Annotated in this window: 24 protein-coding genes; 11 read left to right on the top strand and 13 right to left on the bottom strand. The window is 37.6% G+C overall.

Translation table 11 applies throughout. The annotated features are described in order from the left end of the window. Window positions 1-85 precede the first annotated feature (85 nt). From PERMA_RS00940 to tsaD, 4 genes are read left to right on the top strand one after another with little or no spacing between them, the layout of a single operon-like run. Window positions 86-823, top strand: a complete 738-nt coding sequence (locus PERMA_RS00940; RefSeq protein ID WP_012675302.1) for an oxygen-binding di-iron domain-containing protein — start codon at window positions 86-88, stop codon at window positions 821-823. Continuing rightward, window positions 820-2,871, top strand: a complete 2,052-nt coding sequence (locus PERMA_RS00935) for a putative bifunctional diguanylate cyclase/phosphodiesterase (protein ID WP_012676649.1) — start codon at window positions 820-822, stop codon at window positions 2,869-2,871. The genes PERMA_RS00940 and PERMA_RS00935 overlap by 4 nt, the downstream gene beginning before the upstream one ends. A gap of 55 nt (window positions 2,872-2,926) precedes the next feature. Then, complete coding sequence (locus tag PERMA_RS00930; protein ID WP_012675757.1) at window positions 2,927-4,159, top strand: S41 family peptidase; 1,233 nt, start codon at window positions 2,927-2,929, stop codon at window positions 4,157-4,159. Then, window positions 4,156-5,190, top strand: a complete 1,035-nt coding sequence (tsaD, locus tag PERMA_RS00925) for a tRNA (adenosine(37)-N6)-threonylcarbamoyltransferase complex transferase subunit TsaD (RefSeq protein ID WP_012676836.1) — start codon at window positions 4,156-4,158, stop codon at window positions 5,188-5,190. The genes PERMA_RS00930 and tsaD overlap by 4 nt, the downstream gene beginning before the upstream one ends. Here tsaD and PERMA_RS00920 read toward each other — a convergent pair. The 9 genes from PERMA_RS00920 to PERMA_RS00880 form a co-directional block, all read right to left on the bottom strand. Next, a complete protein-coding gene (locus tag PERMA_RS00920) occupies window positions 5,165-5,497 on the bottom strand; it encodes a hypothetical protein (RefSeq protein ID WP_012676852.1) in 333 nt (110 codons plus the stop codon). The two genes, tsaD and PERMA_RS00920, sit on opposite strands and share 26 nt — an antisense overlap. 16 nt (window positions 5,498-5,513) lie before the next feature. Further along, the gene (atpD, locus tag PERMA_RS00915) at window positions 5,514-6,947 is read right to left on the bottom strand and encodes a F0F1 ATP synthase subunit beta (RefSeq protein WP_012676486.1); all 1,434 of its coding nucleotides are present in this window, start codon (window positions 6,945-6,947) and stop codon (window positions 5,514-5,516) included. 24 nt (window positions 6,948-6,971) lie between these two features. Beyond that, window positions 6,972-7,847 (bottom strand): F0F1 ATP synthase subunit gamma, encoded by an 876-nt coding sequence (locus PERMA_RS00910; RefSeq protein WP_012675291.1) that lies wholly within the window; start codon window positions 7,845-7,847, stop codon window positions 6,972-6,974. 14 nt (window positions 7,848-7,861) lie between these two features. Continuing rightward, the gene (atpA, locus tag PERMA_RS00905; RefSeq protein ID WP_012676375.1) at window positions 7,862-9,376 is read right to left on the bottom strand and encodes a F0F1 ATP synthase subunit alpha; all 1,515 of its coding nucleotides are present in this window, start codon (window positions 9,374-9,376) and stop codon (window positions 7,862-7,864) included. Between the two features lie 37 nt (window positions 9,377-9,413). Beyond that, the gene (atpH, locus tag PERMA_RS00900) at window positions 9,414-9,962 is read right to left on the bottom strand and encodes an ATP synthase F1 subunit delta (protein ID WP_012676386.1); all 549 of its coding nucleotides are present in this window, start codon (window positions 9,960-9,962) and stop codon (window positions 9,414-9,416) included. Window positions 9,963-9,974: 12 nt separating this feature from the next. Further along, window positions 9,975-10,511 carry a F0F1 ATP synthase subunit B gene (locus PERMA_RS00895; protein ID WP_012675986.1) on the bottom strand — a complete coding sequence of 179 codons (537 nt, stop codon included), beginning with the start codon at window positions 10,509-10,511 and terminating at the stop codon, window positions 9,975-9,977. After that, entirely contained in the window at window positions 10,508-10,948 is a 441-nt protein-coding gene (locus PERMA_RS00890; RefSeq protein ID WP_012675425.1) for a F0F1 ATP synthase subunit B, read from the bottom strand. The genes PERMA_RS00895 and PERMA_RS00890 overlap by 4 nt, the downstream gene beginning before the upstream one ends. Before the next feature lie 129 nt (window positions 10,949-11,077). Further along, window positions 11,078-13,192: a ribonuclease R gene (rnr, locus tag PERMA_RS00885; RefSeq protein WP_012676539.1), complete on the bottom strand. Its 2,115-nt coding sequence runs from the start codon at window positions 13,190-13,192 to the stop codon at window positions 11,078-11,080. Between the two features lie 53 nt (window positions 13,193-13,245). Next, on the bottom strand, window positions 13,246-14,412 hold the full coding sequence (locus tag PERMA_RS00880) for an aspartate aminotransferase family protein (protein ID WP_012675586.1): 1,167 nt from the start codon (window positions 14,410-14,412) through the stop codon (window positions 13,246-13,248). Between the two features lie 118 nt (window positions 14,413-14,530). Between PERMA_RS00880 and tyrS the strand changes: the two genes are divergently transcribed. Then, complete coding sequence (gene tyrS / locus PERMA_RS00875; RefSeq protein WP_012675736.1) at window positions 14,531-15,763, top strand: tyrosine--tRNA ligase; 1,233 nt, start codon at window positions 14,531-14,533, stop codon at window positions 15,761-15,763. A 16-nt stretch (window positions 15,764-15,779) separates the two neighbouring features. After that, window positions 15,780-16,250, top strand: coding sequence for a YqaA family protein (locus PERMA_RS00870; protein ID WP_015899027.1), 471 nt, complete (start codon window positions 15,780-15,782; stop codon window positions 16,248-16,250). A gap of 164 nt (window positions 16,251-16,414) precedes the next feature. Here PERMA_RS00870 and PERMA_RS00860 read toward each other — a convergent pair whose 3' ends face one another. Continuing rightward, complete coding sequence (locus PERMA_RS00860; protein WP_012676374.1) at window positions 16,415-17,272, bottom strand: sigma-70 family RNA polymerase sigma factor; 858 nt, start codon at window positions 17,270-17,272, stop codon at window positions 16,415-16,417. A gap of 71 nt (window positions 17,273-17,343) precedes the next feature. Next, window positions 17,344-18,405 carry a S1C family serine protease gene (locus tag PERMA_RS00855; RefSeq protein ID WP_012675222.1) on the bottom strand — a complete coding sequence of 354 codons (1,062 nt, stop codon included), beginning with the start codon at window positions 18,403-18,405 and terminating at the stop codon, window positions 17,344-17,346. Between the two features lie 55 nt (window positions 18,406-18,460). On the opposite strand from PERMA_RS00855, the gene PERMA_RS00850 reads away from it, so the two are divergent. Beyond that, complete coding sequence (locus PERMA_RS00850) at window positions 18,461-21,196, top strand: [protein-PII] uridylyltransferase family protein (protein WP_012675316.1); 2,736 nt, start codon at window positions 18,461-18,463, stop codon at window positions 21,194-21,196. Here PERMA_RS00850 and PERMA_RS00845 read toward each other — a convergent pair. Beyond that, a complete protein-coding gene (locus PERMA_RS00845; RefSeq protein WP_012676414.1) occupies window positions 21,186-21,461 on the bottom strand; it encodes a NifU family protein in 276 nt (91 codons plus the stop codon). The genes PERMA_RS00850 and PERMA_RS00845 overlap by 11 nt on opposite strands. Before the next feature lie 90 nt (window positions 21,462-21,551). Between PERMA_RS00845 and tmk the strand changes: the two genes are divergently transcribed. The 4 genes from tmk to PERMA_RS00825 are packed head-to-tail and all read left to right on the top strand — an operon-like array spanning window position 21,552 to window position 24,994. Beyond that, the gene (tmk, locus tag PERMA_RS00840) at window positions 21,552-22,175 is read left to right on the top strand and encodes a dTMP kinase (RefSeq protein ID WP_041530969.1); all 624 of its coding nucleotides are present in this window, start codon (window positions 21,552-21,554) and stop codon (window positions 22,173-22,175) included. Window positions 22,176-22,179: 4 nt separating this feature from the next. Continuing rightward, window positions 22,180-23,109: a DNA polymerase III subunit delta' gene (locus tag PERMA_RS00835; RefSeq protein WP_012675672.1), complete on the top strand. Its 930-nt coding sequence runs from the start codon at window positions 22,180-22,182 to the stop codon at window positions 23,107-23,109. A 9-nt stretch (window positions 23,110-23,118) separates the two neighbouring features. Next, on the top strand, window positions 23,119-24,039 hold the full coding sequence (locus tag PERMA_RS00830; protein WP_012676940.1) for a PSP1 domain-containing protein: 921 nt from the start codon (window positions 23,119-23,121) through the stop codon (window positions 24,037-24,039). Further along, window positions 24,017-24,994, top strand: coding sequence for a KpsF/GutQ family sugar-phosphate isomerase (locus tag PERMA_RS00825; protein WP_238527221.1), 978 nt, complete (start codon window positions 24,017-24,019; stop codon window positions 24,992-24,994). Before PERMA_RS00830 ends, PERMA_RS00825 begins: the two co-directional genes overlap by 23 nt. Here PERMA_RS00825 and PERMA_RS00820 read toward each other — a convergent pair. Then, complete coding sequence (locus PERMA_RS00820) at window positions 24,974-25,864, bottom strand: LysR family transcriptional regulator (RefSeq protein WP_012675837.1); 891 nt, start codon at window positions 25,862-25,864, stop codon at window positions 24,974-24,976. The genes PERMA_RS00825 and PERMA_RS00820 overlap by 21 nt on opposite strands. Window position 25,865: the final 1 nt, after the last annotated feature.

Genomic DNA, 25,865 nt, shown 5'->3' with positions numbered 1-25,865 from the left:
TAAACTTTCCCTATTATATATTAAATAGATTCAGCTTACTTCCGAAAATTCTTAGTAACACTTAATAATTTTACAAGGTAATCTTATGGATAAGATCCTTTTTGACTCAAAGAACCACAAATTTATTTTACTGGGTTTCGCAGAGAGCAAGGAAGAGCTAGGAATACCATCAAACCAGTATCTTATTGTTCACAATAATAAAGGTATAATACTGGATCCGGGAGGGTTTGGTCTGTTCCCGATACTCCTCTCAAGAATACTGAAATACACAAAACTTAACAATATAAAAGCTATAATTCTTTCACATCAGGATCCGGATATCTGCGGGGGTCTGAATATTTGGCTTGAGATGACAAATGCGAAAGCCTATATATCAAAATTATGGCTGAGGTTCATCCCCCATTACGATATTAAAAGGACAGACCAGATATACGGAATACCAGATGAAGGGATGGATTTAGAGGTGGATGAGAGGCTGAAGCTTAAAATAATTCCCGCCCATTTTTTACACTCACCAGGTCATGTTAATGTTTACGATCCTGTATCAAAGATACTTTTCACAGGGGATATTGGAGCAGGTCTTCTCCCATGTTCAGAAAACAAACTTTTTGTTGAGGATTTTGAGGAGTATGTTAAGTGTATAGATAGTTTTCATAAAAGGTATATGGCCTCAAACGAGGCCTTAAGAAAATGGGTAAAGAGGGTAGAAAAGTTAGATGTAGATATAATAGCTCCACAGCATGGTTATCTGTTTAAGGGGGAGAATGTGGATAAACTTCTAAAGTACCTTTACGATCTAAAATGTGGAGTTGATCTATTTTGAGCAGGAAAAATCTTAATTTTGAGAACTTAAGAAAAGAGCTCGCATTAAAAAGTGGAACTGTAATAGAAAATTTACTTAAATATAACTCCCTGATAAAAGGTCTCAGGAGGGAGATAAAAAGTCTTTCAGAACCCCAAGAGTTTAAAGAGCAGTCCTGCGATCTTATACTTGAGGAGTTTGAGAAAAATCTGAATTACAACATACAGCTTGTTAAAGACGGAAGTATAAGGGCTATAGATCTTATTCTTCTCCTTGAAAAAGAGGTTGTTGATAAAAAACTTCTTCAGGAAGAAACAAAGATACTGAAGGAGATAGTCCTTTCCAGGGAAAATATTATGGACTGGAAGGGGTATGCAAAGGAGATATTAAGAAAGTTAAGGGCTATATACCCTTACGATCTGTTTTTCTTTATGTTTGAGGAAGATAACACAATAAAATTTTATATATTCTACAGCTATATACCCCCTGATGATCTCAAAGAGGAGATTAAAGTATACCTCACTGAGAATGTGGTTAAAAACTTTAAGAAAAATCCTTACAGGAATCTGGATTTTGAAGAGATATACATATCAAATAAATCCCGAAGAAAGGAAATTAAAAAGATACATATTGAAACCCACCAGTTTTTGCCAGATTCTCCTGGAATAGGAGGTACTCTTGGACTTATAGTTCTACCTGAAGAAAGGCTATCAAGAAAAGATATAAATATATTAAACTCAATCCTTTCAATAATGACACTTGTAACAGGTTCATCAAGAGCTTTATCCAAAGCTATAACAGAACTTGAATATTTTGCAGGCCATGATCCATTAACTGATCTTTATAACAGGAGAATATTTGAGGATCTTTTAAAATACGAGGTAAGTAGAGCTAAAAGAAAAAATTATAAATTTTCATTAATACTCATTGATCTTGATAACTTTAAGTATATTAACGATACATACGGTCATCACATAGGGGATATAGTTCTAAAATCTGTTGCTGACATACTTGAGGCATCAATAAGAGATGGTGATCTGGTTGCAAGGATAGGAGGAGATGAGTTCGTTATTCTTCTAAGTGAAACAGAGCTTGAAAAAGCCCTGATCGTTGCTGAAAGAATAAGAAAAAATCTTGAGAACAACAAACTCTGTATATTTGAGGGAGCAGTAATATCTGTAAGCGCCTCTCTGGGAGTTGTTGAATTCCCAACACATGGAACAACCAAAGAAGAACTTATGATGGTTGTTGATAATGCCCTTTACAGAGCAAAGGATCTTGGAAAAAACAAAGTTTACGTTCCAACACATGAGGAGATAGAAAAAACTATAAAAGAGAAAAGAAAGGAGTTTTCAATCCTGCAGGAAGCTATAGACAAGGAACTTTTCGTACCTTATTTTCAGCCGATATACGATCTGAAAAATGATAACGTTCATGCCTATGAGGTTCTTGCCAGACTAAAGGATGAAAAAGGAGAGGTTATATCAGCTTACAGGTTTATATCCCTCGCAGAAAAGCTTGGAAAGATTAAAGATATAGACAAAACAATAATTAAAAAAGCTCTTACTGAAAAGAAAGAAAATGATCTTAAAGAAAAACTGTTTTTGAATCTTTCAGCAAAAGATATATCAGACGATTCTTTCTGGCAGTACATATTCTCAGTAGTAAATGATCTGAATATAGATCCTGAGGAGATCGTTTTCGAGCTTACAGAAAGGGAGGCTGTAAAGGAAACAGCTGAAGTTCAGGCATTAATAGTAAAACTCAAGGACAAAGGTTTTGGTTTTGCGATTGATGATTTTGGAAGCGGTTACTCATCATTTTATTATTTAAAGTATTTTCCCATAGATTATGTAAAGATAGATGGGGAGTTTATAAGAGAGCTTAAACCCTCCGATCCTAAAAGTATAGCCTTTGTTGAGAGTATGGATCTGCTATGTAAAAGACTGAACATAAAAACGGTTGCAGAATCAATAGAAAATGAAGATATTTTAAAAATTCTAAAGAATATAGGTATAGATTACGGTCAGGGTTTTCACCTTGGTTATCCGGAATCAAAATTTCTTTGAAATCCATTTTATTCTTTGAGATAATGATTAAAAGACAAAATTAGGAGACCTGATAATGAAAAGCAGACTTTCCCTGTTCGTTGGTGTAATTCTTGTATTTATAGCTGGTGTAAACTTTGGACTTAGCGCAAAGACCGATACAAAGGATATTGAAAAAGATCTAAAGCTGATAGGTTTATATACAGAAGTATTCAAGATCGTAAAGGATTACTATGTTGAGCCTGTAGACAGTAAAAAACTTATATACGGCTCTTTAAGGGGTATGTTACATTCACTTGATCCATACTCAACATTCTTTACACCTGATGAGTTCAAAGATTTTACAACAGAAACACATGGTGAGTTTGGTGGTCTTGGAATAGAGATAACTATGGAAAACCACAAGCTGATAATAGTAGCTCCTATTGAAGATACACCTGCATGGAAAGCTGGATTAAAGGCAGGAGATATTATTATAGAGATAGATGGAGAACCTACAGACAAGATGACTCTTATGCAGGCTGTCAAAAAGATGAGAGGTAAGCCTGGAACAAAGATTACACTTACAATATGGAGGAAAGGTGTAGAGAAGCCTTTTAAGGTCACAATAACAAGAGCAATAATAAAGATAAAGAGTGTCAAAACAAAAGAGCTTGAAGACGGAAAGATAGGATATATAAGACTTACACAGTTCCAGGAAAACTCAGCAGAGGAGTTTGAAAAGGCACTTAAAAAATTCAAAGATAAAGATGGAATAATTATAGATCTAAGGAACAATCCTGGTGGTCTTCTATCAACAGCTGTTGAGATAGCAGATATGCTCCTTGATAAAGGAAAGCTAATTGTTTACACAAAAGGAAGGGACCCAAGGGCAAATGAGGAGTACTACTCAACATCTTCACCTATTATCCCGGATGATATCCCTATAGTTGTTATTGTGAATAAAGGTTCTGCAAGTGCTTCGGAGATTCTAACAGGAGCTTTAAGGGACAACAATAGAGCTTTAGCGGTAGGTGATCAGACATTTGGTAAAGCATCGGTCCAGACATTGATACCTTTACCTGATGGTGCAGGACTTAAGATTACGACAGCACATTACTATACACCAAGCGGAAAGCTCATAATGAACAAAGGTATAACACCTGATATCGTTGTCCATATGACTGAAGAGGAAGAGATGGAAAGGATAAAAGCTGAAAGGGAAGCTAAAATAAAAGGTGAAGAAAAGGTAAAGATAGTTGATCCACAGCTTGATACAGCGATAAACGCCATAAAAATACTTAACTTCGCCCGTAAAGAAGCTAAATGAAGATACTGGGTATAGAGACTTCCTGTGATGATACAGCTGTATCAGTATATGACAGTGAGGAAGGTCTTCTATCAAATGTTGTCTCCTCCCAGATAAAGATGCATGAGGAATGGGGAGGCGTTTACCCTGATTTAGCTGCAAGGGAACACACAAAGAATATAATACCTGTTCTTGACAGGGCTTTAAAAGAAGCGTCTGTAAATATAAAGGATATTGATGGAATAGCCGTAACTGTGGCACCAGGTCTGATAGTATCCCTCGTTATAGGAATATCCGTTGCAAAAACGTTAAGCTGGATATACAGAAAACCTCTCATCCCTGTCCACCACATAGAAGCTCATATTTTTGCATCTTTTATCACAGAGAAGATAGATTACCCTTTTATAGCCCTTGTTGTTTCAGGTGGTCATACAGAGCTTTACCTGATAAAAGGTTTTGAGGATTACAGGTATTTAGGCGGAACACTTGATGATGCTGTTGGAGAGGCTTATGACAAAGTGGCAAGAATGCTTGGGCTTGGATACCCTGGTGGACCGGTTATAGACAGGCTTTCAAAGGAAGGAGAAGATACAGTAAAACTACCAAGACCACTTATCAATGATAGAGGTAAAAACAGGTTTAACTTCTCATTCAGCGGTCTGAAAACAGCTGTTCTTAGAGAGATACAGAAAGGAGTTTACAGGAAGGAAGATATAGCAAGATCATTCCAGGAAGCTGCAACTGACGTTCTTCTGGCTAAAACGATAGATGCAATGAAAGAGTTTAATATAAAAAATGTGGTCATAGCTGGTGGTGTGTCTGCAAACTCAAGACTGAGGGAAAAGTTCAAAGAAGCTGAAGAGAATCACGGAATAAAGGCGTACTTCCCACCTTTATACCTCTGTACAGATAACGGAGCAATGGTTGCATTCACAGGATACAAAAGGTTTAAAGAGAGTGGAACAACTGTAGATTATAGCTTTGAGGGAAAGGCAAGATTAAGAATGGATAAGTTTGTAGAGATCATCAGAAAAAGCAGTGTTTCTTCTTAAACTCTTTGTAGGGATCTATCTTTCTTTTATTTACAGACTGATTACATCCTGTATAACAGACAGATTTAGCCTTTTCCAGTATGTCTGTCCCGTATCCTTCCTTTTTTAAAACCTTGTAAAAACCGTTACTCAGTCCTGTACAGTTTGATGGATCCTCAATAAAGTAAGAGCCGTAGTAGCAGTCAGAGTAAACCTTGTATACCAGTTTACATTTATCTTCTTTGGAAAGTTCTGAATCTTTCTTTGAACAGGAGAGGATAAAGAATTGGACTGTTACAAGAAAAGATACAATAAAAAGGCGGGACAAACCCCGCCCATTTATATTAAGCCTGCTTAGCTTCCATCTCTTCAGCTTTTCTCTTAGCATCTTCAATATCAGCAACCATATAAAATGCCTGTTCTGGAAGGTGATCCCACTTACCTTCAACAACCTCTTTGAAAGATCTTATAGTATCTTCTCTCTTCACGTAATCACCTGGCTGACCTGTAAACTGTTCAGCAACGTGGAACTTCTGAGCAAGGAATCTCTGGAGCTTTCTAGCTCTGTAAACAAGAGCCTTATCCTCTTCAGAAAGCTCTTCCATACCGAGAATAGCGATGATCTCCTGAAGCTCCTTGTACCTCTGGAGTATTCTCTGGACTTCCCTTGCAACAAAGTAATGTTCCTCACCAACATACTCAGGTGCAAGAGCCTTAGATGTTGACTCAAGAGGATCAATAGCAGGATATATACCGAGCTCTGCAAGTCTTCTCTGTAGAACGATTGTAGCGTCAAGGTGAGCGAAAACTGAAGCTGGAGCTGGGTCAGTAATATCGTCAGCAGGTACGTAAACAGCCTGAATAGATGTAATAGAACCGTTTACAGTAGATGTGATCCTTTCCTGAACCTCACCAACGTCCGTTCCAAGTGTTGGCTGGTAACCAACAGCAGAAGGAAGCCTTCCAAGAAGTGTTGAAACCTCAGCACCTGCCTGAACGAATCTGAATATGTTATCTATAAATATAAGAACGTCCTGCTTCTCAACATCCCTGAAGTACTCAGCCATTGTAAGACCGGTCTGAGCAACCCTGAATCTAACCCCTGGTGGCTCGTTCATCTGTCCGTAAACCATAGCTGTATATGGGAGAACCCCTGATTCTTTCATCTCCATCCAGAGGTCGTTTCCTTCCCTTGTTCTCTCTCCAACACCAACAACAACAGAGTAACCTGAGTGGAACTTAGCGATGTTGTGGATAAGCTCCTGCATAAGAACAGTCTTTCCAACACCAGCACCACCGAAAAGACCAACCTTTCCACCTTTGATAAATGGAACGAGTAGGTCTATAACCTTAATACCTGTTTCAAATATCTCAACCTTTGTTGACTGCTCTTCAAATGATGGAGCAGGTCTGAATATTGGCCATTTCTCCTCTGCCTCAACAGGGCCACCATCATCTATAGGCTGTCCTACAACGTTGAATATCCTTCCAAGAACTGGCTTTCCAACAGGGATCTGGAGAGGTCCTCCAACACTTTCAACTTCCTGTCCCCTTACAAGCCCATCTGTAGGACCATAAGCGATAGTTCTAACCCTTTTCTCTCCAAGGTGCTGTGCAACCTCAAGATAAAGATCTTCAACAAACTCATTTCCCTTATCATCTATTGCTGTTCTCTGGGTTTTTAAAGCCCATCTGATTTCTGGAAGTTCTTCAGTTTCAAACTCAACGTCAACAACAGGTCCAACGACCTGAACGATTTTTCCTTTCATATCTGCCATTCTTTATATCCTCCTGACTTTCTTTTATTCAATAGCATTAGAAGCATTAATAATATCAATAAGCTCTGTGGTAATAGCTTCCTGTCTTGCTTTATTAAATATGATCGTCCATCTTTTAATGGCTTCACCTGCGTTTCTTGTTGCGTTATCCATAGCTATCATTCTTGCAGCATGTTCTGCTGTTGATGACTCAACAAGAGCTCTGTAAAGCTGGAAGTTTATGTATCTTTTTAGTAACTGTTCTAGAACCTCTTCAGAAGAAGGCTCTATATTGTACCTGCTTATCTCGGAAAGCTTAGTGTAATCAAGCTCAGGTTCTATAGGGAATAGCTTTCTTACCTTTGTCTCGTATGTTGCTGTTGTTATAAGCTCGTTGTTTATAAGGTAAACGGCATCGGTTTTCTCGTTCTCGTATCTCTCTGCGATAATACCGCCAACCTGAGATGTGAATGAGAGATTCATATGATCCCTGTATATATCTTCATACTCAGCTATTATATTAAATCCTTTATTCTTGAAAAACTGGACAGCCTTTCTTCCTATAAGGATAAGATTTACATCCTTCCCAGCTTCCTGAAGCTCCTTTACCTTACCAAGAGTTGTTTTTATCACATAGGAGTTAAAAGCACCAGCAAGACCTCTATCAGCTGTTACAACAACTATATCAACCTTATGTTCATCCCTTATCTTTAAAAGTGGGTGTATATCCCTGTCAACAAACATAGCAAGATCGTTTATAAGATCGTAAAGCCTCTCTGAGTATGGTCTTGTAGCATTCAGCTTTGCCTTTGCTTTATTAAGTTTGGCGGCAGAAACCGCCTTCATAGCCTTTGTTATACGCTGTGTATTCTTAATACCCTGTATCTTTCTTTTAATATCCCTTGGTGAGAGCTTAGCCATTCTTCTCTACCTCTCTAAAATGCAACTTTCTTTTTGAATTCTTCAATAGCCTCTTTAAGTTTTGTCTCTATCTCATCAGTTATCTTCTTCTCAGCTCTTATCATTTCCAGTACTTCAGGCTTCTCAGTATCAAGGAATGTGTAGAACTCCTGTTCAAACTTCTGGATCGCATTTACAGGTACATCATCAAGGTATCCTTTAGTACCTGCGTATATTATCGCAACCTGCTTTTCAACCGGAACAGGTTTGTTTGGTGGCTGTTTTAGAAGCTCAACAAGTCTCTGACCTCTTGCTATCTGTGCCTGTGTAGCTTTATCAAGCTCTGATGCAAACTGAACGAAAGCCTCAAGCTCTCTGAACTGTGCAAGCTCAAGTCTGAGTGTACCTGCAACCTGTTTCATAGCTTTTATCTGAGCTGCACCACCAACCCTTGAAACTGAAAGACCAACGTTAATAGCAGGTCTTATACCTTTGTGGAAAAGGTCAGTTTCAAGGAATATCTGTCCATCAGTAATGGAGATAACGTTTGTAGGAATGTAAGCAGCAACGTCACCTGCCTGTGTTTCAATTATAGGAAGTGCTGTTAAAGATCCTGCTCCAAGATCATCATTAAGCTTAGCTGCTCTCTCAAGAAGTCTTGAGTGGAGGTAGAAAACATCACCAGGGTAAGCTTCCCTACCAGGTGGTCTTCTAAGGAGTAGTGAGAGCTGTCTGTATGCATAAGCGTGTTTTGTAAGGTCGTCATATATGATAAGAGCGTGCATTCCGTTATCTCTGAAGTACTCAGCTATAGTACATCCAACGAATGGAGCTATATACTGCATAGTTGCAGGATCGGAAGCTGTAGCTGCAACAACAGTTGTGTATTCCATAGCTCCGTGTTTCTGGAGTGTTTCAACGATCTGTCTTACAACAGCCCTTTTCTGTCCTATCGCAACATAAACACAGTAAACATCCTCACCTTTCTGGTTAAGTATTGTATCTATAGCAACTGTTGTTTTACCTGTAGCCCTGTCACCGATAATAAGCTCCCTCTGCCCTCTTCCTATTGGAATCATAGCATCAATAGCCTTGATACCTGTCTGGAGAGGCTCGTGAACTGATTTTCTTGTAACAACACCTGGAGCGATCTTCTCAACAGGTGAGTAGTAAGCTATATTCTCTATAGGTCCCTTTCCGTCTATTGGCTTTCCTGTTCCATCTACAACCCTTCCAACAAGTCCCATTCCAACAGGAACTTCAAGTATCTTTCCTGTTCTTTTTACTATAGTTCCCTCTTCTATTCCTGTCTCATCTCCAAGGAGAATTACACCAACGTTATCTTCCTCAAGGTTAAAAGCAACACCGAGCTTTCCGTTTTCAAACTCAACCATCTCGCCGTACATCGCTTTCTCAAGTCCGAAAACCCTTGCAACACCGTCACCAACCTGAAGAACCATACCAACTTCTTCAAGGTTAGCCTTGGCTTCAAATTCCTCAAGCTGTTTCTTTAAACCTTCTAATATCTCCTCAGCTCTTATTGCAGACATCTAAAACCTCCTTTATCTTTCTTAAATTTTTAACAATTTAAAAGGCTGTTAACTGCTGTTCTAACTTTTGAAGATAAGTTTTTAAAGATGAATCAAGTATATAACTTCCAGCTTTAACAATTATTCCACCTATGATTGATGGATCTTGCTTTATATCAAACTCAACCTTTTTACCGAGCTTCTTCTCAACAACCTCTTTCACGCTGTTTATTGTTTCCTCATCAATAGGATAGGCTGTTATTATCTCTCCTTTCACAGTTGCAAAGAACTTCTCAACCTCAAATCTGAACTCATCACCTATAATCTTCAGTAGATTTCCTTTGTTCGTTTTTACTATGTATTCCAGAGCCTCTTTCACAACAGGATCAAGTCCCGCCTTTTCGGAAAGAGAATCTATTATCTTCTTTTTATCCTCATACGGAGCTGAAGGGTTAAGTATGAAATTCCTGAAATCTTTATCTTTTCTGTATATCTCCTGAATAAGTGTAAGATCATCAGAAACTTTTATTAATGCAGCCTCTTCCTTTGGAACTTTGTTTAAAAGAACCTTAACAATCCTTTTTAAGCTCTTCTTGTCTATCTTCAATTTCAGCCTCCACTAACTTAATGCTTTTAATGTTTTCTTAATGATCTCCTTCTCAACCTCAGGATTTACCTTTTCTTTTATGATCTTTTCAGATATCTCTAAAGCCTTCTTAACAGCATACTTTCTCAGCTCATTCTCACCTCTTTTAATCTCAACCTGTATAGCATCTTTCGCCTGGGCTTTTATCCTTTCAGCTATCTCGTTAGCCTCCTTAATGGCAACCTCTCTCTCTTTCTTTGCTGTTTCTTCAGCTATCTTAAGAGACTCTGTGAACTTCATCTTTGCTTCTTCAAGCTTAGCCTCTGCATCTTTTAAGGCCTTCTCACTATCCTCTTTAGCCTTTTTTGCCTCTTCAACCATTGAGACTATTGCATTTCTTCTGTTCTCAAAGAACTGGACACCCCATCTTTTAACTATGTAAAAAAGTGCTCCCAGAAGGATAATCGTATTTATAGTTTTCCAGACAAGCATCATTCCACCGTGTTCTGCACCACCACCTGCAAAAGCAGAGCTGACCGCTATAAGGGATAATAAAAGAGCTTTTCTCATGCTGCCTTCTCCTTGAGAAGTAGTTTTTCTGCTATCTCTTCAGCTATCTTCTGTATCACTTTGTCCATAGTTTTCTTCTCTATCTCAACAACCCTCTCAACATCTTTTTTAGCCTCTTCAATCTCTTTTTCTGCTTCCTCTGAGGCTTTTCTCAAGATATTAGCAACCATCTCATTTGTTTCTGAATGATACTGATCAAGAATTTTCTGTGCTTCCTTTTTGGTCTCAGCCAGTATGGCTTCAACCTGCTCAAGGATCTCATTTGCTTTTTTATTGTTTTCCTCAGCCTGTTTTAAAAGGCTGTCAACGGTTCTCTCCCTTTCATCAAAAGATTCAAGGTAAGGATCAAAATAGATCTTTTTCATAATAAACATGAAGATCAGAAATATGATAAGCTGAACGAACAGTGTTATATCAGGGATAACGCCAACATGCATACTCCAGCATCCTCCATTTTAGTTTATAACTTCAATCTAAATTATCATATCATAACAAAGGTAAATAATTCAAAACCTATATTTGTTTTGGATGTTATAAAGAGCTTTTCAAAAAGACGGAAGTATGTTTTAACTTACTTTTAAGGAGTCGTCGGAAAGGAGAAGATCAAGCTTTTTCAGATCCTCATCAACACGTTCTATTATAACCTTGACCTTATCTCCCAGTCTGAAGATCCTTTCCTTACCGATAAGTCTCTGATTCTCCTCATCGTACCTGAAATCATCAGGAAGTGTTGATATATGTATAAGACCTTCCACAAGATACTTTTCTATCTCAACAAATAGTCCAAATGAGACAACACCTGTTATCACCCCTTCAAACTCCTCTCCTATGTGGGAGGCAAGTATTCTGAGCTTAAGTATTTCAAGGGCATCTCTCTCTGCATCATCAGCAACCCTTTCCATCTTTGAACACTGATCTGCTATAACTTTCAGCTTTTCAGGAAGTTCCTGCATATCTTTCTTTGTGAATTTTTTTCTTATTGCCTTTTTGAGCATTCTGTGGACATTTATATCAGCATACCTTCTTATAGGAGATGTAAAATGTGTGTAACAATCTGAGGCAAGTCCAAAATGTCCTATATTTTCAACGGTGTATTTAGCCTGCTTCATTGTTCTTAAGGCCATAAATCTTATAAGATTCTCTTCAGGTGTTCCTGTAGCCTTTTCTATTATCTTCTGTATAAACTTTGGTGTTATCTTTTCAGGGTATGAAACATCATATCCAAGACCTGCAACAAGATCAACAAACTTTATCACTTTATCAAGATCAGGTTCTTCATGCGTCCTGTATATAAATGGGTATCCCTTTTCCTCCATAAATCTTGCAACAGTCTCATTTGCTATTATCATAAACTCCTCAATGATTCTGTGGGCAAGATGTCTCTCATAGGGAACAACATCGTAAGGATCCCCCGTTTCCGTAAAGAGTATCTTACTTTCAGGCATATCAAAATCAATACTTCCTCTTTTCTCCTTTGCTTTCATAAGTATCTTTGCAAGCTCTTCCATATACCTTAACGGTTTAACAAGATCTGGATATTTCTTTTCTAAAGCCGGATCACCAACAATAAGCCTTAAAGCCTCATCGTATGTAAGCTTTGCTTTACTTATGATCACACTCTCGTATATGTCGTAATCAACTACCTTTCCAGCTCTGTTTATCAACATCTCACAGGTAAAGGCATACTTTTTCTCATCAGGTCTGAGACTGCAGAGCTCAGCCGCAAGCCTTTCAGGAAGCATATGTAAAGCCATCTCAGGAAGGTAGTATGTGTTACCCCTCTCAAAAGCCTCCCTGTCTATTGCAGAACCTTCCTTTACATAGTAAGAAACATCAGCTATATGGACAAAAAGTCTGTAAAGGTTTCCCTCCTTTTCTATGGCAACAGCATCATCATGATCCCTTGCTGATTCTGGATCTATTGTGAAACAGATCTGATCTGTGAGATCCCTTCTGTTCTTTGTTATCCTGACGACTGGAGAAAGCTTTTCAGCCTCTTTTACAGCCTCCTCAGAATGTTTAAGTGGAAGGCTGTACTTTCTTGCAACAATCTCCGCAACGGTTCTTGTATTTTTTGTTTTTCCCAAAACCTCTACAACCTTTCCCCTTCCTCTAACCTTGGGTGCAGGATACTCTGTAATCTCAACAACAACATACATACCTTCTTCTAACTTTTTCTTCTTAGCTTCCTTCTTTGATATGTATATCCTGTGAGGTATCACTGTATCAGCAAGGAGTATGTAATGACCTGTTCTGTCTTTTTTATATATACCTACAACCGTTTTTACAGCTCTCTGTACTATCTTTACAATTTTTGCTTCATCTTTCTTTCTTCTTTTAACAGCTTTTGCAAGAACAATATCACCATCAAAAAGGTATCTCATCTGTGGTGGTGGGATAAAAAGATCCTCAACATCCTCACCTACGATCAGAAATCCGTAACCGCTTGGATGGGCTTCAACCCTCCCTTCTATAAGATCACCTTCTTCTTTCCACTCTGTAAGAAGGTATTTGCCTTTTTCATATCTGATTATCTTCTTTTTCTGCAGTTTTTTAAGAAGTTTTCTCAGTTTTTTCTTCTCGGACTTCGGTATACCGAGTTTCTTAAGAAACATCTTAAAGTATGTTGGTTTTCTTCTATGTTTTAAGAAATTTATTACATCCTTTTCTGTAACTTCCATATATCCCCCTTCAAATTAAAAACTGTTACACTTTAATATTAAGATTTAAATGATCAGACAACAACTTTTTTAAGTATATTCACAGCTTCCTGTATCTGTTCTTTCTGTATTATTAATGGTGGAACAAATCTAAGTGTGTTTCCTCCAGCTGTTCCTATTATAAGCCCTTCATCAAGAGCCTTTTTAGCTATATCACCTGCCTTTATATCCTCAGGTAAAGGACAGCCTACCATAAGACCCTTTCCCCTTGGTTTTAATCCTATATTTCTCAGCTCTTCAATAAGAAATTCTCCCTTTTTTTCTACATCCTCAAGGAATCCATCCTTTAGAACCTCATTAAGAACTACCTTTGCTGCTGTTGTTGATATATAGTTCCCTCCAAATGTTGAGCCGTGTGTTCCAGGTGTGAACACCTCTGCCACCTCTTCTTTTGCAAGTACAGCACCTATAGGAACGCCTCCACCTAAACCCTTTGCAAGTGTAACAATATCAGGACATATATCATAATGCTGGTAGGCAAAAAGCTTTCCTGTCCTTCCTATACCTGTCTGAACCTCGTCAACAACAATCAGAAGATCGTACTCTCTGCTTATCTTTACAATCTCCGATAGAAAATCTCTGTCTATAGGGTTTATCCCTCCTTCTCCCTGGATAAACTCAAACATAACAGCTGCTGTATTCTCATTAACAGCTGACTTCAGGCTTTCAACGTTATTAAACTCTGCATATCTTATTCCCTGCAGGAGAGGTTTAAAACCTTCATGATACTTTGGCTGGGCTGTTGCTGTAAGTGAGCCTATAGTTCTTCCGTGGAATCCACCTGTAAATGTTACTATCTCAAACTTTTCAGGTTTTCCCTTATCATAAAAATACTTTCTGACAAGTTTTATAGCTGTCTCATTAGCCTCAGCTCCAGAGTTGCAGAAAAAAACCCTGTCAAGACATGAGTTTTCAACAAGTATCTTTGCCACATCAATCTGGGGCTGTATATAAAAGAGGTTTGACACATGTATAACATCCTTTATCTGGTTACAGAGAGCTTCTGTAAGTAAAGGGTGATTATAACCAAGTGTGTTAACAGCTATTCCTGCGAGCATATCTATATATCTTTTCCCTTCTGTATCATAAAGATAAACCCCTTCACCTTTAACAAATGAAACAGGGTATCTCGCATAATTCTGTATAAGGTATCTTTTACCTTCCTCAATAAATTTTTCCATCTATTAATGATCCTCCTGATTGATGGATATTATATATTAACAGAATGATCTACTATGATGAACTTCCGTTTTTCGTATAAAATATATGCCTAATAAAAAATTGGAGGATGAAGCAACATTGCTTAAACTATCACCTGAAGAACAGTTAAAAATTATAAAAAAAGGTGTCCTTGAGATAATAAATGAGGAGGAGCTTCTAGAGAAACTAAAAGAGGAGAGACCTCTAATAGTAAAGGCTGGCTTTGATCCCACAGCTCCAGACCTACATCTCGGGCATACAGTTCTTTTACAGAAATTAAGAACTTTCCAGCAGCTTGGACATACCGTTTATTTTATAATTGGTGACTTTACAGCGATGATTGGTGACCCTTCAGGAAGGGATAAAACAAGACCTCCTCTCACAAAAGAGCAGGTTCTTGAGAATGCAAAAACATACAAAGAGCAGGTTTTTAAGGTTTTAGATCCTGAAAAAACTGTTGTTGTTTTTAACAGTGAGTGGCTTGGTGATATGACAGCACAGGATCTTATAAAACTTACAGCAAGATACACTGTAGCAAGGATGCTTGAGAGGGATGACTTTAAAAAGAGGTTTAAGGAAAACAAGCCTATAGCGATACATGAGTTTATATATCCATTACTGCAGGCTTACGACTCTGTTGCGATAAAAGCTGATGTTGAGCTTGGAGGATCAGACCAGAGATTCAATCTTTTAATAGGGAGAGATATACAGAAAGAGTACGGGATTGAAAAACCACAGGTTGCTATCCTGCTTCCTCTACTTGTTGGGACAGACGGTGTCAGAAAGATGAGTAAATCGTACGGAAACTATATAGGTATAACAGAGCCTCCTGAGGAGATGTTTGGAAAGCTCATGTCCATACCTGATGATCTTATGTGGGATTACTGGGAGCTTCTGACAGATCTTAGTATAGAAGAGATAGAGAAGATGAAAATGGACGTTGAGGAAGGCGTTTTACATCCAATGGAAGTAAAAAAACAGCTTGCTATGTATATAGTAACAAGATTCCATGATGAGGAATCCGCTATAAAGGCAAGGGAGCATTTTGAGAGAGTTCACTCAAAAAGGGAGATACCTGAAGAGATACCTGAACCTGAGATAATAGTTGCCACAGAGGGGAAGATACCTCTTTATGAGCTTGTTTTCAAAACAGGCTTTGCACCTTCAAAATCTGAGGCGAGAAGACTTATAAAAGGTGGTGCTGTAAAGATAGATGGAGAAAAATTCACAGATCCTTATTTTGAGGTTGATCTTACAAAGGAGTTTGTCCTGCAGGTTGGAAAGAGAAAGTTCGCAAGAATAAAGCCTGAAAATATAAAAATAGAAAGATAGCTTAAGGAACATATTAATGTTTGAAGGTCTAAGAGAGTGGGCTGAAGCCGTTGTAAACGATTACGGATACTTAGGTATATTCCTTATATCCTTTACAGAAAGTATAATCCAGCCTGTTCCACCTGATCCTTTTATCACAGGAGGAACAGCATTCGGCCTTTCTCCCGTTTATGCCGCTCTAATAGCTGCAGTTGCAAGTGTATTAGGCGGTATGGTTGGGTATGCCTTAGGTAAATTCCTCGGTGAGCCTGTTTTCAAAAAGTTTATAGGTGAGAAGTATTACGACAAAGGTGAGATCCTGTTCAGAAAATATGGAATATGGGCTGTTATAATAGCGGCAATCACACCTATACCTTTCAAAGCTATATGCTGGCTTGCAGGAATATTTGAGATGCCTTTCTGGGGTTTTGTTCTGGCAGCATTTATCGGAAGATTACCAAGATTTTTATTTATGGCATTTTTTGGGCAATGGCTGGGAAGTCTGTAAACTGCTATAGATGTAAGCATTTTTTTATAACGTGGGACAGAAATTTTCCCTATGGGTGTAGAGCTTATAACTTTAAAAGCAGATCCCTGCCTTCATTTGAGGTAAGATCAGCCTCAGGAAAGGAATGTCTGAGTTTTGAAGAAAAGGATAAAAAGGTCTGAAATTTAGCTGAGCAGATCCTTTAGATGTTTTTTTGTCGCTAAAGCTCTTATCTTTTTCAATGCCCTTATCTCTATCTGCCTGACTCTCTCCCTTGATATCCCAAGCTCTTTACCTATCTCTCTCAGTGTTTTTGGTTCTTCACCGTTTAGTCCAAACCTGTTTACAATGATAAACCTCTCCCTTTCTGAGAGATGGGAAAGAATGTACTCTATCTCTTTCTCTATGGACTCTCTTACAATATTCTCCTCAATATCCTTTGTGCTGTGTTTTGAGATAAGATCAATAAAGAAAGTTCCCTCATCCATATCTACAGGTGTGTCCAATGATACAGAATGTCTCTTTATAAGCAGATAGTTTTCAATCGTTTCCTCGTCTATATCAATATTTTCATGTTCCTTTAGATACTCTTTAATCTCGCTGTACTTAGGTTCCCTGTTCAGTCTTTCTTTAAGCTCAAGGTAGGCTGTATCTATCTTCATAGACAGGTTCTGCGTTTTCTGGGGTATCTTTATGATATCCTTCTGACTCTGGATAGTCTGGAGTATAGACTGTTTTATCCACCATATAGCGTAAGAGATAAACCTTACACCCCTTTCTGGATCAAACCTTTTTGCAGCCTCTATAAGACCTATATTCCCCGCAGAGATAAGCTCCTGAAAAGGTATTCCATATCCTGTGTAATTCTTTGCAACATTTACTACGAATCTCAGGTTTGATTTTATCAGCTTCTCAAGGGCTTCTTTATCACCTTCTTTGGCTTTTTTTGCGATCTCCTTTTCTTCTTCAGGAGAAAGGAGAGGTATCTTTGATATGGAGTTCAGATAATAAGTTATTCCCTCTTCGTATTTAAATTTTCTCATTGTAACCTCTCTTTAAGTCCCCCGAATATAAACCTTATACAGTATATATTCGGTTGTGAATTTTACTATAGTTAATTTCCTTTGTCTAATTTCTCCTCAATTACGACGGTGATGATGAGCCTTTTCCTGTTTCTAAGTATCTCAACTGATGTTTTCTCTTCAGGTTTTAGCCTTGATATTACCTGTCTCATATCCTGCAGATCCCTTATCCTGATCCCGTTTATAGATAAAATTATATCACCTGTTTTTATACCTGATTTTTTAGCGGGACTTTTCTTGAAAACCTTTATTACAAGAACACCGTGATCTATATTTAACTTTCTTTTCATCTTTTCATCTATCTCCTGAACAAGAACACCAAGCCAGCCCCTTTTTACTTTACCATACTTTATAAGCTGTTGAGAAAGCTCTTTTACAGTGTCTATAGGAATGGCAAACCCAAGTCCCTGACCTGACTGAATTATCGCTGTATTCATACCTATAACATTCCCATTAATATCAAGTAAAGGACCACCTGAATCCCCCGGGTTTATAGCAGCATCAGTCTGTATATAGTTCTCGTAGGGTGAGATGCCGAGATTTCGGTTAAGTGCGGATATTATACCGAGTGTAAATGTATGTCCGAGGTTGTATGGACTTCCTCCTGATATAACAAGATAGCCAACTTTTAGATTTTTTGTTGTACCAAGCTTTAAAGGTTTTATGCCCTTCGTTTTTTCATCAATCTTTACTTTAACAACAGCTATATCTGTTTGCTTGTCCTGACCAACTATCTTACCTGTGGTCTCATATCCATCATAAAATTTCACAGTAATGGTTTTTGATTTTTCAACAACATGGCTGTTAGTAACAATGTAAAGGAATTTCTGGTCTTTCTTAATAACAAATCCTGATCCAAGTGTTTCACTGTCAAAGGGAAACGGCTCCTCTGAAAATCTGAATATGATAGGTGTTTTACCGGATTTTGTATGGGTGAGAATCGTCACTACAGAAGGTGCCGTCTCCTGAATAATTTTTGCAAATCTTTCCTGTATGACGGCAACAGGGTCTTTCTCTTCCTTTTTCTCGGGTTTTTCACAGGAAAGAAAGAAAAATATAGAAATAAATGACAGTAATATATAAAATTGATGCATACGCACCCTCAGGGTAGGATTTTCTTTTAAATTATAACATCAAAGGAGAATACAGTTGGGAAGTTTATCAAAATTTGAGACATTAAAAAAGGATTTTCTGCTATCCCTTCCTGAAGATAGATATGATCTATTAAAGGATTTAGTTGACCACTCATCCTGTATAGGAGATTTTATATTCAGACATACAGACCAGCTTGAGTATCTTTTCACAGAACTTGAAAAACCTCTGAAAGGAAGGGAAAAGCTTGTTAATGAGGCTATGGATCTGCTTGATATCCCTGATGATGAGGAGTTTATAAGATCACTCACCTTTTTCAAGATGAAACATTTTTCAAGAATAGTTGCAAAGGATATAAAAGGTAAGAACGAACTTTTAGATCTGACAGAGGAGTACTCCTATCTCGCAGATGCCTGTTTTGAGGTTTCTTTTGAGAGGGCATACAGAAAGCATAAAAACAGGTATGGAACACCTATTGATGAGAGTACAGGTGAAGAGGCAAAAGGGAGCGTGATAGCCCTCGGAAAACATGGTGGACTTGATCTTAACTACTACTCAGATGTTGATGTTATGTATATATACTCAAATGAAGGGAAAACAACAAAAGGGATAACAAACAGAGAGTTTTTTATAAATATGTTCAAGGATGTTACAAGATACCTGACAAAAAGGAATTTTGAAGGTATTACATGGATCGTTGATCTTGATCTCAGACCTGAAGGGAAAAAAGGTTTTATAGCATACTCACTTCCCGCTGTTGAGTTTTACTACTGGAGTCATGGAAGAACCTGGGAAAGGCATATGCTTATAAAGGCGAGACATGCAGCAGGTGATCCTGATCTTTCAAATGAGTTTATGAGCATAGTTCAGCCATTCGTTTACAGAAAGTACTCAGGAGAGGAGATATTTGAAGAGATCCTTGAGATGAAAAAGCTTATTGAGGCTGAAGCTAAAAAGAAGATAAAAGGTGAGTATGATGTAAAAAGAGGTGAAGGCGGGATAAGGGAGGTGGAGTTCACAGTCCAGATCCTACAGCTTTTATACGGTGGAAAGGATCCTGAACTTAGGGAAAGAAGAACCATGAAAGCTCTGGAAAAGCTTGTAGACAGAGGTTATATCCCTGAAGAAGACGGTAAAATACTGAAGGATGGATATATATTCTTAAGAAGACTTGAACATCTGATACAGATAAAAAACTGTGTACAGACACAGTCCCTCGATTTTAAAGATATAAAATATTACGCATCAAAACTTGGGTTTGAAAATGAAAAGGATTTTTTAGAAAGGCTTGATCAGTTTAGAGAAAATATAAAAAGGATCTTTGAGAATATAACACCTGAAACAGATATAAAGCTCACACCTCTCCAGAGATTTATAATAACAAAACAGTACGAAGAAGAGGCGGAAGATTATCTTGAAAGTCTTGGTTTTAAAGATCCTTCATGGGCATTATCAAGGTTTAAAGAGATATTTTTCTCAAAGATGTATGTAGAACTGACTGAGAACTCAAAAGAGGTATTATTTTCTTTTCTTCCAGAATTTGAAAAAGAGCTTAAAGAGTTTCCAGACAGAGAGGACTTTCTTCTGAACTTCTCCAAGATGATGGTTGAGGGGGGTATGCTCTGGGTTTTTGTCTCTGCACTTGAGCAGAATGAGAATCTTGTCAGATTTATGTTGAATATAGCGAAACTTTCAGATTATATATCCGATCTTATGTCCAAGGATAGAGAGCTTCTTGACTGGGCTTTCGGGATAGAGGATGTTCCTCAGGAAAGGGAAGGTTTTGAAAAGGAGCTTAACGTTATAAATAAAAGACTTGATCTTCCTGACAGGCTGAAAAAGCTCAAAAAGATCGTTGAGGTTCTTGTTTCACTGAAGTACCTTTCCCAGATAGGTAATAAAAATGCTGAGAAAAGACTTAAGGAGATAAATATATCCTTATCAAACCTCGCAGATTATATACTTGAAAAACTTTATGATTACTTTGGTGGTGAGAGCTTTTCAATATACGCGCTTGGAAAGTTAGGAAGCAGAGAGATGAACATAGGATCAGACCTTGATCTTATATTTGTATTCAAAGATGAGAGATCAAAAAACAGATTTATAAAGATACCCTCACAGATCGTAAAAACATTAACATCATACTCAGGGGAAGGGCTTTTATACCAGCTTGATCTCAGGCTCAGACCTTTTGGAAAAAGGGGAGAGCTTTCACCTTCCCTTTCTTTCTATAAAACATACTTTGAGAAGGAAGCAAGATCGTGGGAAAGGCTTGCATGGACAAAGGCTAGATTTATAACAGGTGATTTAGAGACAAAAGAGAGATTTGAGGAGCTTATACAGAACTTTCTTTTCTCAAAGCCTATAGATGATAAGTTTATAGAAGATATTTTTGAGATGAGGTTCAGGCTTGAGGGGCTTGTAAGGGAAACACCTGAGGAGATAGACATAAAACTTGGAAAAGGTGGAATAACAGATGTAGAGTTTCTTATACAGACATTTCTGATAATTAACAGATCAAGGGAGACTAATATACTTAACGGCGTTAAAAGATACCTTCCAAATATAACTGATGAGTACATATTTCTAAGGGAGGTTGAGGCAAGACTCAGGATGATAAAAGGTGTAGGAATGTCAAAGATATACAGGAACTCACCGTTCCTGTACAGGATTGCACATTCCTTTAATATGGAACCTCACCAGTTATGGGAGAGGATCCTTAACACAAAGAAGATTATAAGGGATATATTCCTGAGAGAGATAAAACTCCTCAGAGAAAGGTTTAGAACATAGGCTGTTCAAGATTTACAGCAACAACCTCTTTAACCTCAGGTATAGCTTCTTTAAGTTTCATCTCAATACCACCTTTCAGTGTGACAAGAGACATAGCACATCCGTGGCATGATCCCATAAGTCTAACATAGACAGTTCCATCCTCACCTATATCAACAAGTTCAACATCTCCACCATCAAACCTGAGCATAGGTCTTATCTGCTCAAGTACCTCTTCAACCTTTGCCCTATCTATGTTAACTTTGTTTCCTTGCTCTTGAGACATATCAAACCTCCAGAATTTGTTTTAAAATCTATAACAATTATATACTCTTTAACAGAAATATATATGATCTTAATCAAGGATGAGGAAGAGATGAGAGGTTTTTTTATAACATTTGAAGGTATAGAAGGTGCAGGAAAGTCAACACAGTCAAAGATGCTTTATGAATATCTGATTAAAAACGGAAAGAATGCTGTTTTAACAAGGGAGCCAGGTGGTACAGATCTTGGGAAAAAGATAAGGGAGATACTTTTAAATCCCTCAAAAGAGATATTTCCTCCTGTTGCAGAGCTTATGCTTTATGAGGCTGACAGGAATATACATGTACACAACATTATAAAACCGTACCTGAACAGAGGATTTTACGTGATATCAGACAGATTCACAGACTCAACACTTGCATATCAGGGATATGCAAGAGGGATTGATATAGAGCTTGTGGAGAGACTGAACGATATAGCCTCTGAAGGTATTAAACCTGATATCACATTCATTATTGATATACCTGTTGAGGAAGGTATGAAAAGGATACATAGATACAGAGAGAAAGACAGAATAGAACAGGAGGGTGTGGATTTTCATAAAAGGTTAAGAGAAGGTTTCCTGAGGATAGCCCAGAAAGAGAGGGAAAGGGTGGTTTTATTAGATGGAAGAAAAGATAAAGAGATCATATTTAATGAAATCTTAGAGATTTTAAGAAAAAGAGATATAATTTAACGTTATGAAGATTTTAGGACATGAAGAGACTAAAGAGATTATAAGATTATACCTTGATAAAAAATACAGCTCTTACTCCCTTCTCTTTGAGGGAAAGGACTGTATTGGTAAAAAGCTTATAGCACTTAAAACAGCTAAAGGTTTTTTATGTGAAAAAAGATACGGTTTTGGATGTGACAGCTGTGAGAGCTGCCGTCTTGTAAGAAACACAATCTCAAATATATATGATAAAACAGATCTGAACCCACATCCTGACATAAAGATAGTATCCCCTGAGGATGGAAAAGAGATAAAGATAGGTCAGATAAGAGATGTTATAAGTTTTCTAAAACTCAAAACGAAGGAAGGAAAGGTCGTAATAATAGAAAAAGCCGAAAGGATGAACAGAGAGTCATCAAACGCACTTTTAAAAACACTTGAGGAACCACCTGAAAACACATTAATAATTCTGACAACATCAAACCAGAACGCTCTTCTTCCCACAATAGTATCAAGATGCCAGAAGATAAAGTTCAGACCGTTAAGTAAAGAGGAAATTCTCAGTATACTGAAACTTAAAGGTGTTGATGAGTCAAAAGCAAAAATACTTGCCTCTTTATCTGAAGGCAGTATGTGCCTTCCAATGATGATACTGAACAATGAAAATCTGTTTAAATACGCAAAGGATCTGTACAACCTTTTAGCTGTGAAGAACCTTCACCCTGAAGGTATTATAAATCTGGCAGAGATCTTAGACAGATTGGAAACAAATGAGATATTTATAATCTTTGATATACTTGAGAAGATAATATACAAAAAGTCTTTAAAGGGAGAGGTACCTTTAGGTCTTTATGAGAACTTTTTAGATGAGTACTCATTGTTTAAAAAAGCTGTCGAAAAAGGTGTAAAGAAAAAGCTTGCCGTTGAAGGACTTTACTTTAATCTAAAGACATAGGAGGAAATAATGGTTAAAACTATAGATAAAAAAAGTAAAGAAGTGAGAAAGAGAACCGTAAGAATAAGATTTTTAGATACACATAAATTTCACGAGGTAGATGAGGTTCCTGAAACAGTACAGAAAGGAGATTTTATAGTTATAGAGACTGAAAAAGGAGAGGAGCTTGTCCTTGTTGTAGGTTATGCAATACCTGATAAGGAAAACCCACCACCTTATAAATTTCTGAGAAAAGCTGGAAAGAAGGATATACAGATATTTGATAAACATGAGAAAGAGTCTGAAGGAGCATTAATAACCTGTAAAAAACTTGCTGAGAAGTTAGGACTCAAGATGAACCTGCTGAAAGCTTACATACCCTTAAACAGATCAAAGATAATGTTTTACTATGTTTCAGAAGGAAGGGTAGATTTCAGACAGCTTGTTAGAGAGCTGGCTAAAAGACTTAAAATGAGAATTGAGATGAGACAGGTAGGTGTCAGGGATGGAGTCCAGATGTTTGGGGCTGTAGGTGTCTGTGGGAATGAGTGCTGCTGCAGCTTATTTATGGACAGGTTTGATACCGTAAATGTTGAGATGCTTGAAGAGCAGAATCTCCCTCCAACACCTGCAAAGTTTACAGGTGTGTGTGGAAGACTTATGTGCTGTCTTTCATTTGAGACTGAGAACTATGAGTTCAGGAAAAATCTACCTGAGATAGATTCAGAGGTTGAGATAGACGGAAAAGTTTACAGGGTTAAAAACTTTGATTTTATAAGGGAGTATGTTGAGTTTACAGATATGGAAGGTTCACCTCTCATAGTCAGGTTTGACCAGATTGAAAATATGAATATAAAAGTTTTATCAGTTCCCCAGTCAGCATGTTCTGATTGTACAGGATGCAGTATGAATAATACCGAGGGAGAAGATGAAGTTAAAGATGAAGGATAAATCACCTTCACAGATAGGGAAGAAGGTTTTAGAGGAAGAAAGAAACGCTTTACAGAAAACGCTGTCAGCACTTGATAATAACTTTGATAAGGCTGTTGAGCTTATACTGAACACAAAAGGTAAGGTTGTTGTTACAGGAATGGGGAAGTCCGGTCTTGTTGGGAAAAAGATAGCTGCCACACTTGCATCAACAGGAACACCCTCTTTTTTCCTGCATCCTGCTGAGGCTATACATGGTGATCTTGGTATGATCTCAAAAGAGGATATCGTTCTGGCCATATCAAACAGCGGTGAGACACCTGAACTTCTGGCTATAATACCAACGATTAAAAGATGGGGAAATAAGGTTATATCAATAACAAACAATAAAAACTCAACCCTGGCAAAGGAGAGTGATATACATCTGTACCTTAATATAGAAAGGGAGGCTTGTCCTCTAAATTTAGCCCCAACATCATCATCCACAGCAACACTCGCACTTGGAGATGCCCTTGCTGTTGCCCTTTTAGAGATGAGAGGATTTACAGCTGAGGATTTTGCAAGATTCCATCCTGGAGGATCATTGGGCAGAAAGCTTATGAGAGTCTCAGAAATAATGCATAGAGGTGAAGAGCTTCCCGTTGTTCATCCAGAAACGGAGCTTAAAGAGACTGTTATTGTTATGTCAGAAAAAGGTTTTGGTGCTGCATTGATAATTAACAAAGACGGAGATCTGACAGGCATTATTACAGATGGGGATCTTAGAAGGTTTATAAAGAAAGGGGGAAGTATAGACAGAAGTCTCACTGAAGAAGCTATGACAGTAAATCCAAAGTATATAAACAAAGATATCTTAGTAGTTGAAGCCCTCGAGATAATGGAAAGGTACAACATTACAGTTCTGCCTGTTGTTGAGGATAAAAAACCTGTGGGACTTGTACACCTTCACGATATATTAAAAAGCGGTGTTATTTAAAAGAAACTGGAGAAAGTCCCTCTCCACCTTTGGAAGTCTCACATTTTTCTGTGTTATAAAGGAGAAATTCCTGTTTATCTTTATACCTTCTATCTTTATCTCTTTGAGTTTTCCATACCTTATCTCATCTTCAGCAACAAGTCTTGATACAAAAGCAAGACAGTCTGATCCTGATACAATCTTCGATATAGCCTTACTGCTTCCAACTTCCATAAAAGGTTTTATCTCTATCCCCGATTTTTTTAAAGCCTTTTCAACAACATTTCTCGTTCCGGATCCTTTTTCTCTGAAAATAAACTTAAAGTTTTTAAGATCATCAATTTTTACCGATTCTGGCGTTTTGTCTGTATTTGCTCCTATAAGTATTATCTCATCTTTGAAAAAACCTACCACCTCAAGCTTATTTGAGCTGACCTCATCCTCTATAACGCCTATATAAAAGCTTTTTGACAGTATTCCTTCCTCTATCTCTTTTGAGTTACCTATAAAAAGATGTATCTTTATATCAGGAATCTTTTTTAGAAAGTTAGATATTATCTCAGGTAGGAAGAACTCACCTACGGTAGTACTTGCTCCAAGGACTAAATTCTTCCTTATATTTTCCTTAATGTGTGAAAGATTTTCCTCCATAAGAAGATAATCTTCAATGATCTTTGAGGCATAGGAGTACAGGATCTTTCCCTCTTCTGTCAGTGAAATACTCTTTTTATCCCTTTTAAAAAGTGTTACACCTAAGTAATTCTCTATCTTTTTTATCTGGAGTGTGACTGTAGGCTGTGAGAGGAATAAAAGCTGAGCGGCTTTGGAGAAACTTCCTGTATCAGCAACAGTTTTGAATATCTTAAGCTTGTGGTAGTCCAAAACTTCCATA

Source organism: Persephonella marina EX-H1, assembly GCF_000021565.1.
Taxonomy (GTDB): domain Bacteria; phylum Aquificota; class Aquificia; order Aquificales; family Hydrogenothermaceae; genus Persephonella; species Persephonella marina.
This window is presented reverse-complemented; position numbering and strand designations above follow the sequence as displayed.